At 72.5% G+C, this 9,633-nt stretch carries 10 protein-coding genes; 5 read left to right on the plus strand and 5 right to left on the minus strand.

The window, feature by feature from the left end; translation table 11 throughout:
• Positions 1 to 40: 40 nt before the first annotated feature.
• The 3 genes from G3I77_RS37535 to G3I77_RS37545 all read right to left on the minus strand — a co-directional run bounded on the left by G3I77_RS37535 (position 41) and on the right by G3I77_RS37545 (position 3,825).
• Positions 41 to 1,387, minus strand: a complete 1,347-nt coding sequence (locus G3I77_RS37535; protein WP_248511243.1) for a PP2C family protein-serine/threonine phosphatase — start codon at positions 1,385 to 1,387, stop codon at positions 41 to 43.
• Between the two features lie 303 nt (positions 1,388 to 1,690).
• The gene (locus G3I77_RS37540) at positions 1,691 to 2,779 is read right to left on the minus strand and encodes a C40 family peptidase (protein ID WP_248511252.1); all 1,089 of its coding nucleotides are present in this window, start codon (positions 2,777 to 2,779) and stop codon (positions 1,691 to 1,693) included.
• Positions 2,780 to 3,006: 227 nt separating this feature from the next.
• Positions 3,007 to 3,825: a class I SAM-dependent methyltransferase gene (locus G3I77_RS37545; RefSeq protein WP_248511254.1), complete on the minus strand. Its 819-nt coding sequence runs from the start codon at positions 3,823 to 3,825 to the stop codon at positions 3,007 to 3,009.
• 359 nt (positions 3,826 to 4,184) lie between these two features.
• On the opposite strand from G3I77_RS37545, the gene mshA reads away from it, so the two are divergent.
• Together mshA and G3I77_RS37555 are read left to right on the plus strand one after the other, a co-directional pair.
• Complete coding sequence (mshA, locus tag G3I77_RS37550; RefSeq protein ID WP_248511256.1) at positions 4,185 to 5,522, plus strand: D-inositol-3-phosphate glycosyltransferase; 1,338 nt, start codon at positions 4,185 to 4,187, stop codon at positions 5,520 to 5,522.
• Positions 5,515 to 6,024: a YbjN domain-containing protein gene (locus G3I77_RS37555; RefSeq protein ID WP_248511258.1), complete on the plus strand. Its 510-nt coding sequence runs from the start codon at positions 5,515 to 5,517 to the stop codon at positions 6,022 to 6,024. The genes mshA and G3I77_RS37555 overlap by 8 nt, the downstream gene beginning before the upstream one ends.
• Here the strand turns inward: G3I77_RS37555 and G3I77_RS37560 are convergent.
• The gene (locus G3I77_RS37560; protein ID WP_248511260.1) at positions 6,021 to 6,869 is read right to left on the minus strand and encodes an AraC family transcriptional regulator; all 849 of its coding nucleotides are present in this window, start codon (positions 6,867 to 6,869) and stop codon (positions 6,021 to 6,023) included. The genes G3I77_RS37555 and G3I77_RS37560 overlap by 4 nt on opposite strands.
• A 49-nt stretch (positions 6,870 to 6,918) precedes the next feature.
• Here G3I77_RS37560 and G3I77_RS37565 point away from each other — a divergent pair, with 49 nt between their 5' ends.
• Positions 6,919 to 7,344: a DUF2000 domain-containing protein gene (locus G3I77_RS37565; protein WP_248511262.1), complete on the plus strand. Its 426-nt coding sequence runs from the start codon at positions 6,919 to 6,921 to the stop codon at positions 7,342 to 7,344.
• 114 nt (positions 7,345 to 7,458) lie between these two features.
• On the plus strand, positions 7,459 to 8,166 hold the full coding sequence (locus G3I77_RS37570) for a hypothetical protein (protein WP_248511264.1): 708 nt from the start codon (positions 7,459 to 7,461) through the stop codon (positions 8,164 to 8,166).
• A 46-nt stretch (positions 8,167 to 8,212) separates the two neighbouring features.
• Here G3I77_RS37570 and G3I77_RS37575 read toward each other — a convergent pair whose 3' ends face one another.
• On the minus strand, positions 8,213 to 8,632 hold the full coding sequence (locus G3I77_RS37575) for a nuclear transport factor 2 family protein (RefSeq protein WP_248511266.1): 420 nt from the start codon (positions 8,630 to 8,632) through the stop codon (positions 8,213 to 8,215).
• 288 nt (positions 8,633 to 8,920) lie between these two features.
• Here G3I77_RS37575 and G3I77_RS37580 point away from each other — a divergent pair, with 288 nt between their 5' ends.
• The gene (locus G3I77_RS37580) at positions 8,921 to 9,256 is read left to right on the plus strand and encodes a DUF6233 domain-containing protein (RefSeq protein WP_248511268.1); all 336 of its coding nucleotides are present in this window, start codon (positions 8,921 to 8,923) and stop codon (positions 9,254 to 9,256) included.
• The last annotated feature ends 377 nt before the right edge of the window (positions 9,257 to 9,633 follow it).

Genomic DNA, 9,633 nt, shown 5'->3' on the forward strand with positions numbered 1-9,633 from the left:
CCCTCAGCGGCATCGATGCCCCGCGGCATCGCGCCCGGGGCTACGGCACCCGGTCCAGGAGCAGTACCGCCACGTCGTCCGTCAGCTCGCCACCGTTGAGGTCGCGCACCTCGTTCACCGCGGCCCGCAGCAGCTGCTCGCCCCGCAGACCCTCGGCGAACTGGCGGCGGACCATCTCCGTCATGCCGTCCTGGCCGAGCCGCTCCCGGCCCTGGCCGATGTGGCCCTCGATCAGGCCGTCGGTGTAGAGCATCAGGCTCCACTCGGCCCCCAGCTCCACCTGCATCCGCGGCCAGCGGGCGCCGGGCAGCAGCCCGAGGGCCGGCCCGTTGTTGTCGTACGGCAGCAGGCGGGCCGGTTTGCCCGGGCTGGCCAGCAGCGGCGACGGGTGACCCGCCAGGCACAGCCCGGCGCGGCGCCCGTCCGGTGCGATGTCCACCGTGCACAGGGTCGCGAAGATCTCGTCGTCGGCCCGCTCGTGCTCCAGCACCTGCTGGAGGGTGCCCAGCAGCTGGTCGCCGCACAGGCCCGCCAGCGTCAGCGCGCGCCACGCGATCCGCAGCTCCACACCGAGGGCGGCCTCGTCCGGGCCGTGCCCGCAGACGTCACCGATCATGGCGTGCACGGTGCCGTCCGGCGTGCGCACGACGTCGTAGAAGTCGCCGCCGAGCAGCGCGCGCGAGCGGCCCGGGCGGTAGCGGGCGGCGAACCGCAGCGGGGAGCCCTCCAGCAGCGGCGTCGGCAGCAGACCGCGCTCCAGGCGGCGGTTCTCCTGCGCCCGCAGCCGCCCCTCGGCGAGCCGGCGCTCGGCCGACTCGGAGCGCTTGCGCTCCACGGCGTAGCGGATCGCCCTGCTCAGCAGCCTGCTGTCCAGCTCGTCACGGAAGAGGTAGTCCTGGGCGCCCACGCGCACCGCCTCGGCGCCGCGCTCGGCGTCGCCGGACGCGGTCAGTGCCAGCACGGCGTGCCGGGGCGCGAGCTCCAGCACATGCCTGAGCACGGCGAGCTCGTCCTCGGAGTCGCCGTGGCCCGGCGCGGGCAGCGCCAGGTCCAGCAGGATGCAGTGGACGTCGTCGGTCAGCAGCCGCCCGGCCTCCGTCAGGTTGCGGGCCGTGCGGACGCGGATCGGCTTGCCTGCCTGGTCGAGCATGTCCGGCACGATCGGCGAACCGGCCGGGTCGTCCTCGATCAGCAGCAGCGTCAGGTTGGTGTGGGCGGTGTGGTTCTCCACCTTGTCCGTGGTGTTCCCGGCGGTGTCCGGCGTGCGGCCTGTGGGCGAGGCGTCCTTCACGGGCTCCTCGGCCGAGCCGCAGCGCGGGGACGCGGCCTGCGCCTGACCACTCTCCACGGCCGGGATCGCTCTCTGCCGCGGTATGGGTACGGGCATCGTCTTGGGTTCCTTCCCTCCCCCCGAGGGCACGGCGGGGACGAGGGACCTCGACCCACCGACGGGGACCATAGCGGGTGTCGGCGCCGCATTGGAATGGTGTGAGCCACGCCGCTGCGCCACCGGCCAGTGTCATATGCCGCGATATGCCCCGCAGTTGGACAGCTCGGAGATGCCGGGGGGATGACGAACGTCACGTCAGCGTATGTTCGGGCCCGCGGTGGGGCGTGGACTGGGTCACGTGGGGCAGGTCACCGCGGGTGTCCGATATTCGGTGTGCCGTCGTCGGGCCGCCGCCCGCGTTCAGTTGGCGGCGGCGCCGGCGTCCGGCCGTACCACCCCGAGGATGGGCATGGATCCGGCGCCCGCGATCGTCACGGTCCGCCCGGGGCGCGGCGCGTGCACGATCGCCCCGTCGCCCATGTACATCGCGACATGGCTGGCGTCTTCGAAGTAGATGATGAGGTCACCGGGCCGCATGTCCTGGACGTCGATGTGCCGCAGCTGCTTCCACTGCTCCTGTGAGGTGCGCGGGATGCCGCGCCCGGCGGAGATCCAGGCCTGTGACGTCAGCCCCGAGCAGTCGTAGGTCTTCGGGCCCTCGGCGCCCCACTGGTACGGCTTGCCGATCTGGGCCGTGGCGTACTTCACGGCCTTTTTGCCCTGCTCCGAGGCCTTTCCGTTGATCTCGTCGAGGATGCCGGAGTCGAGCCAGGCGGTCTGAGCCTTGTTCGCGGCCTCCTTCTCCAGCTCGACGAGGCGCTCCTGCTCCTCCTTCTGCAGCTCGGACTCGAGCTTCTCCGCCTGCGCGATCTGCTTCTCGATCTTCTTCTGCGCGGCGGCCTTGGCCTTGCGGCCCGCCTCCAGCTTCTTCCACTGCGCGGAGGCGTCCTTGGCGTACTGCTCCAAGTCCGCCTGAGTGCGGGTCAGTTCGCCGAGCAGGCCCTTGGTCGCATGGTGGCCCTCGCGGACCCGGCCCGCGCCGTCGAGGAAATCCTGCGGATCGTCGCTCAGCACCAGGTGAGCCTCGGGCGGCAGCCCGCCCCCGCGGTACTGGGCGGCGGCCGCGGCGCCCGCACGGTCCTTCAGCTTCCTGAGCTTCTCCTGGCCCTTGACGATCTTCTTGGCCAGTGCGACGACCTCGGCGGACTGCTTGTCCGCCTTCTCCTCGGCGGCGTTGTACTCGTCGGTGGCGCGGGCCGCGGCGCGGTAGAGCTTGTCGAGCTTCTTGCGGACGGCCTCGAGGTCCTTGGCGGCCGCGGGCGTCGGGCCCGCGCTCGGGGTGGGTGAGGGGGTGGGGTTCGCGAACGCCGTGCCCGGTGCCGCCAGCACCGTGACCGCGCAGACCACGGCCACCGCCGTCGCGATCAGGCCACGCTTGCCCGTTCCCATACCTCAGCCCCCAAACTGATTAACCGTCAGTAACGTGCGGTTCGCCTGGGGATGCTGCCATGCCGACCCGGAAAGCGACAGAGGGTGGTACTTCCCGCTGCGGTAGTAGTACTTCCCGCCACCCCCTCGCAGGCATGCCCCGGCAGCGCGATCTCCCCGCCTGTGTGACGAACGACTCAAAGAGATCGTTCCCAACGGGCCCTTCGGGCCCTTTCCGGCGGGAGGAGTCAGGCGCCCGGGGCCAATGCCTCCCACCGCACCGTCACTTCGCCCTGCCGCCACCGCGCCGGACCATCCGTCACCGGCCAGTCGGCCGTCAGGTCCCGTACCGCCCGGATCCAGCGCTGCCGGGCGCCGTAGGAGGCGTAGGGCGCGGCGGCCGCCCAGGCGCGGTCGAAGTCGCGCAGGAACGCGTGCACCGGCTCGCCCGGGACGTTGCGGTGGATGAGCGCCTTCGGCAGACGTTCCGCCAGGTCCGAGGGGCGTTCCAGGGAGCCCAGCCGGGTCGCGAAGGTGACGGTGCGGGGTCCCTCCGGGCCGAGCGCGACCCACACGTGCCGGCGCCCGATCTCGTCGCAGGTCCCCTCGACCAGCAGCCCGCCGCGCGACCCGGTCGCCGGATCGGCCGGGGCGAGCCGTGCGCACAGCCGCTGCCACACGGCCGCGACCTCGCCCTCCTCGTACTGCCGCAGCACGTTCGCCGCGCGGACGAGCAGGGGCCGCTGCGGGATCGGGATCTCGAAGCCGCCGTGCCGGAAGGCGAGCCCCGCCCGCTCGTAGGGCAGCGCCGCCGCGACCCGGGCCGGTTCGATCTCGACGCCCACCACACGCGCGCGTGGCGCGACCGTACGCAGGCGCCGCAGCAGCTCGACGGCCGTCCAGGGGGCGGCGCCGTAGCCGAGGTCGACCGCCACCGGATCGGCGGCGCGGCGCAGGTCGGCGCCGTGCGTGGCCGCGATCCAGCGGTCCATACGGCGCAGCCGATTGGGGTTGGTCGTCCCGCGCGTCACCGTGCCCAGGGGTCGGGTCGCTGCGCGGGATGCCATGCGTACGAGGGTATGCGGCCCTGGGCGTGACCTCCTTCGGCCCAGGGCGTGACCTCCTTCGGTCCTGGGCGCGACTTCCACCGGCCCGGGGCGCGACGCCCTTCGGCCCGGGGCGCGACCCCCTTCGGCCCGGGGCGCGACCTCCCCCGGCCCGGGGCGCGAACCCCTCCGGCCCCGGACGCGTACCCCCCTCAAGCCCTGGCCCCGACCCCTCCACCCTCGAACGGTTGAGCGACACGCGGTAATGATTCGGTAAAACTCCTGAATCGGGAAATGGAGCGCCTCCTTCCGGTGTTGCACCCCGTCGGAGGGCACCGTGCGCCCTGCGAAGGCATGCCCGGAGCGAGGAGGAACGCCACGTGAGCCAGTACATCGGCAGGCTCGGTCGGCGCTCCGCGTCGTCGCCCACGCGCCTTCGGTTGCACCGCAGGCCCCGCCGCGTAGCGATGCTCTCCGTGCACACCTCCCCGCTCCACCAGCCGGGCACCGGCGACGCCGGCGGCATGAACGTCTACATCGTGGAGCTCGCCCAGCGCCTCGCCGCGCACGGCATCGAGGTCGAGATCTTCACGCGTGCGACCGCCGCCGCCCTCCCCCCGGCCGTCGAGCTGGCCCCCGGCGTCCTCGTCCGCCACGTCGACGCCGGACCTTACGAGGGCCTCAACAAGGAGGACCTCCCCGCCCAGCTGTGCGCCTTCACCCACGGTGTGATGCAGGCCTGGGCCGGGCACCGCCCCGGCTACTACGACCTGGTCCACTCCCACTACTGGCTCTCCGGCCACGTCGGCTGGCTCGCCGCCCAGCGCTGGGGTGTCCCCCTGGTGCACGCCATGCACACCATGGCCAAGGTCAAGAACGCCAACCTGGCCGACGGCGACACCCCCGAACCGGCCGCCCGCGTCATCGGCGAGACCCAGATAGTCTCCGCCGCCGACCGCCTCATCGCCAACACCACCGAAGAGGCCGACGAACTCGTACGGCACTACGCCGCCGAGACCGACAAGGTCGCCGTGGTCCACCCCGGCGTGAACCTGAGCCGCTTCTCGCCCGCCGACGGCCGCGCCGCCGCCCGGGCCCGCCTCGGCCTGCCCCAGGACGCGCTGATCCCGCTCTTCGCCGGCCGCATCCAGCCCCTGAAGGCCCCGGACGTGCTGCTGCGCGCCGTCGCCGTCCTCCTCGACGAGCGGCCCGAACTGCGCTCGCGCATCCTCGTGCCCGTCGTCGGCGGGCCCTCGGGCAGCGGCCTCGCCAAGCCCGAGGGCCTGCAGAAGCTGGCCGCGCGCCTGGGCATCGCGGACGTCGTACGGTTCCGCCCGCCGGTCGGGCAGGAGCAGCTGGCGGACTGGTTCCGCGCCGCCTCCGTGCTGGTCATGCCCTCCTACAGTGAGTCCTTCGGCCTGGTCGCCATAGAGGCGCAGGCGGCCGGCACCCCGGTCCTGGCCGCGTCGGTCGGCGGCCTGCCGGTCGCCGTGCGCGACGGGCACACCGGCTTCCTCGTCCGCGGGCACGATCCGGCCGACTACGCGCGCGTGCTGGGCGCTTTTGCCGACGACCCGCAGTTGGTGCCCCGGCTCGGCGACCAGGCCGCCCGGCACGCCCAGTCCTTCGGCTGGGACACGGCGGCCGCCGCCACGGCGGACGTCTACACGGCCGCGATGCAGGCACACCGCCGTCGCGTACGCTCGCTGCATGGGTGAAACCGATCAGCAACAGCGGGCGGCACAGGTCGTCGAGGAAGCGCTGAAGGACGCCGACCTGGAGTGGGAGAGCCCCCAGCCCGGCACCTACGTCGCGCAGCTCCCCGGCACCCGCAAGCTGAAGACGACGGTCTCCTTGATCGTCGGCCGCCACTCCCTGTCACTGAACGCCTTCGTCATCCGCCACCCCGACGAGAACGAACAAGGCGTCCACCGCTGGCTCCTGGAGCGCAACCTCAAGCTCTACGGCGTGAGTTACGCCGTCGACCAGCACGGCGACGTCTACGTCACCGGCCGCCTCTCCCTGTCCGCCGTCACCGCCGACGAGCTCGACCGCCTGCTCGGCCAGGTCCTGGAGGCCTCCGACGGCGCCTTCAACACCCTGCTGGAGCTGGGCTTCGCCTCGGCGATCCGCAAGGAGTACGAGTGGCGGGTGTCGCGTGGGGAGCCGACACGCAACCTGGACGCGTTCGCCCACCTCACCCAGCGCCCCGAGCGCTAACCGGCCCGGTAACGCCCCGGGGGCACACCCACCAGCTTCCGGAAGTGCCGGGTGAGGTGCGACTGGTCGTAGAACCCGGCCGCCACCGCCACGTCGCCCGGTGAGCGCCCCTCCAGGAGCAGCCGCCGGGCGCGCCCCACGCGCAGGGACGTCAGGTACTGGTGCGGGGCGATGCCGTAGGCCGTGCTGAACGCCCGGACGAGATGGGCGGGATGGGCGCCGAGCAGCCCGGCGGCCTCCCGCAGTCCGACGCCCTCGACGACCCGCTCGTCCAGCAACTCGCGCAGCCGCCGCGCGAGAACGGGATCGGCCGGCCGAGGGGCAGCGGGGTCGCCCCGCAGATGCCCGCGCAACCGCTCCCCGACGAACAACAGCCTGCTCTCGGCCTCCAGTTCCTCACCGGGCCGGCCCAGCGCGCCGTGCACCTGCCCCACGCGCTGCCGCAGCAGCGGATCGCGCAGATCGGGCCGGTCGACCGCGGCCCCGATGAACTCGTCCCCGAGATACGTCCCGTCGAGGTACAGCACCCGCTTGCGGAAGCCCTCCGCGGTGACGGGGGAGCCGTTGTGCGGCACGTGCGGCGGCAGCAGCGACACGGTGTCGTGCGGGGTGCCGTGCTCGTGCCGGTCGAGGTCGTACCGCACGGCGCCGGTGTCGACGATCAGCAGCGTCCAGGCGTCGTGGACGTGCATCGGATACGCGTACTCGGTGAACCGCGCGTGGAAGACCTCGACGACACCCGGGACGGCGGGCCGCCAGGCGGAGACGATCCGCTGCCGGTCCGGCCCGTTCGTGCGCGGGGGCTTCGTGCGCGGGGGCTTCGTGCGCGTCGGCGGGGAGGCCATGCAAAAAACGTACAAGACCCCGCCGGGGGCAGCCGGGCACGCTCGGACCATGAACACCGAACCGATCCGCTTCGACACGAAGATCGCCGTACTGCTGCGCGCGGACCTGGAGCCCTGGCAGCGCCTCAATGTGACATCGTTCCTGGTCAGCGGCCTGGGTGCACAGCTTCCCGAGGTGATCGGCGAAGCGTACGAGGACGCGGACGGCGTGCCCTACCTCCCTATGTTCCGCCAGCCGGTCATGGTCTTCGAGGCCACCAAGGAAACCCTGAAAACCGCCCACGCCCGTGCCCTCTCCCGCGCCCTGCCCCGCGCGGTCTTCACCTCTGACCTCTTCTCCACGGGCAACGACCGCGACAACCGCGCCGCCGTACGGGCCGTGCCGACCGCGGATCTGGATCTCGCGGGGCTCGCGGTCTACGGCCCGAAGAGCGCGGTGGACAAGGTGGTGAAGGGGGCGCGCATGCACCCGTGAGTGCGGCGCGGGCGGGAGGGCGACCAAAGTCGCGGGCGCGTAGACCAACGGCTGACGACAGGGCCGGCGGCTCCTGAAGAGACTGGAGCCATGGAGGAAGCCAGAAACGTTCCCATGCGGAAGAGCCCCCGGCCGCAGGCGGGCAAGGCCACCGAACTCGCCGAATCGGCCTGGGCCATCGTGCTCTTCTGCGTCGCCTGCGGTGCCGTGGCCGGCGCCCTGCTCCCGCTCCTCGCCCGCCTGCTGCTGGCCCTCCCGTGGGCACCGCTCGAAGGCCCGGCCGAACTGCTGACCTCGGTCCCGGAACCCGCCCTCACCCTCGGCACGACCGCGGTCGGCGTGCTCGGCGGTCTGCTGCTCGGCTTCACGGCGGCACACGAGTCGCTGTCCGTCCGCGTCTGCGACACCCACGTGACCCTGACCGTCCGGGACAGCGCCCACGAGTTCACCCGCGAGGAGATCGCCGTGTTCTTCCGGGACGGCAAGCAGCTCGTCCTGCTCGGCCCGGACCGCCTCGAGCTGGCGCGGGAGCACTGCGGCCTGAACTGGCAGCGCCTCGCGGACGCCCTGACCGGGCACGGCTACCCGTGGGCACGGGAGGACCCGCACCGCGCCGAGTTCCGCCGCTGGGTCCCCGGCACCCCCGGCCTGCCCGCGGGCGCGGACGCCCTGCTGCGGGCCCGCGCCCAGGCCCGCAAGGACGAGGACGACGCCGGGGATGCCCGGGAGTTGCGCGGGGAACTGCTGCGGCTGGGAGTGGTCGTACGGGACGAGGACAGGCGGCAGTACGTCCGGGTCGTGACCGGTGAGGCCAGCGGGTGACGTTCGACGGGTGACCTCGCAGGTCCACGCGCTGGGCGTCAGGGCATCAGGGCGTACAAGCCGCGGCGATCGACACGCTGTTCTCGTAGAGGTGATGCCGGGTGATCCGTCCGTCCTCGACGGTGAGCCGCAACGCGAAGGGCCCCGAGAAGGACTTGCCGGTCGCCCGGACGGTCCCGGCGACATGCCCCATCAGCACGGCGTCGGTCCCGTCGACGAGGACGGTGTCGACGGACGCGCGGGCCTCCTCCGGGACGGTGTACCGGGCCAGCTCATCGGCCTGCGCCGCACATTCGGCGGCGGTGGACCGAGGCCGGATCCAGGGCACGCCGGCGTTCTCCGCGAGCATCCAGTCGACGGTGTCGGCGAAGAGAGCCGTGAGCCCCTCGGTATCGCCCGCGAGGCGGAGTTCGAGGAACTTCCGGACGGTGGAGCGGGTGGCTTCAGCGGTGTCGGCATGCGTCATGGAACCCAGCCTGCCGGGGCACCGGAGGACCGTCGATTACCTCGGAGGTAGCCGCTGCACACCGGCGGCGACCAGGGGGACAGTGAAGGCACAGCTTCCCTGATGATCGCGTTCAGCTGTGTGAGCCAGTGTGAGCCGGTATGAGATGGTGTGCGCCGATTTCATGGCGCGCGGCTCGTTGGCGATGGTCGCGCATGCCTGGCTGAACCGCCGCCTGATTGCCTGAGGGTGCAGCCCGGAGGGTTCCCGGGGTGGGAGTGCGGCGGTCCTGATCCTAGAATCGAACGCATGAACGACCCAGAGTCGCGGCTCGCGCTGCTCCGCTTCCTGGAGCGCGTGCAGGAGCGCGACCTGGCACGCACCCGTCGGTGGATCGCGGACGAGGAACGCCGCCAGGCCGAACACCGCCGCGGCCTCCTGGCCCGGCCGCCCTCCCCGGACTGGCTGATCGAACGCGGTCTGTCCGGCCAGGAGGCGGTCTACGTCCATGTCGGCGGCTGCTGGAACGCGGGCCGGCGCAGCAAGGGCGTCGACCGCGACCATGCCCGGCGCGCCCTCGCCGAGGGAATCAAGGCCTGCCCGCAGTGCCGGCCGGATACGGAACTCGGCTTCGTGGACGGGTAGGGCGGCCACCCCGGGGTGGCGGTGTCGGACGGGGGCCGCGGCGCTCGGAGCCCCGTTGTCAGTGCCCCGGGCCAGGTTCTTCGACGCGCGGCCGGCTTCCGGGGAATCCAGCTCCGCAGGGAATGGCTGCATCCCCGATCTGTCCGGGGGCGGCCCGGAGAAGTCGTCCGGGACCCAACCGACGTTCGGGCTTCGTCGATGGCCACCGGGAGACCTGCCTGCGCCGGCCGCGCAGCCCACTCCGTGCGTCCGGGGGGGTGCCTCTATGTCTTTCGTCAAGCCTGAGCTGGTCATGCGGCGGTTGCTTCGGGGAGGCGTGGTTCGTAGAAGGTGCCGTCGCGGAGCATGGCGAACAGGACGCTGATGCGGTGGCGGGC

The organism is Streptomyces sp. D2-8, from assembly GCF_023184515.1.
Lineage (GTDB): Bacteria > Actinomycetota > Actinomycetes > Streptomycetales > Streptomycetaceae > Streptomyces.

Bases quoted from the DNA above. Each gene is read 5' to 3' on its own strand.
- G3I77_RS37535 (WP_248511243.1), bottom strand. From the start codon at position 1,387: ATGCCCGTACCCATACCGCGGCAGAGAGCGATCCCGGCCGTGGAGAGT.
- G3I77_RS37540 (WP_248511252.1), bottom strand. From the start codon at position 2,779: ATGGGAACGGGCAAGCGTGGCCTGATCGCGACGGCGGTGGCCGTGGTC.
- G3I77_RS37545 (WP_248511254.1), bottom strand. From the start codon at position 3,825: ATGGCATCCCGCGCAGCGACCCGACCCCTGGGCACGGTGACGCGCGGG.
- G3I77_RS37555 (WP_248511258.1), top strand. From the start codon at position 5,515: ATGGGTGAAACCGATCAGCAACAGCGGGCGGCACAGGTCGTCGAGGAA.
- G3I77_RS37560 (WP_248511260.1), bottom strand. From the start codon at position 6,869: ATGGCCTCCCCGCCGACGCGCACGAAGCCCCCGCGCACGAAGCCCCCG.
- G3I77_RS37565 (WP_248511262.1), top strand. From the start codon at position 6,919: ATGAACACCGAACCGATCCGCTTCGACACGAAGATCGCCGTACTGCTG.
- G3I77_RS37570 (WP_248511264.1), top strand. From the start codon at position 7,459: ATGCGGAAGAGCCCCCGGCCGCAGGCGGGCAAGGCCACCGAACTCGCC.
- G3I77_RS37575 (WP_248511266.1), bottom strand. From the start codon at position 8,632: ATGACGCATGCCGACACCGCTGAAGCCACCCGCTCCACCGTCCGGAAG.
- G3I77_RS37580 (WP_248511268.1), top strand. From the start codon at position 8,921: ATGAACGACCCAGAGTCGCGGCTCGCGCTGCTCCGCTTCCTGGAGCGC.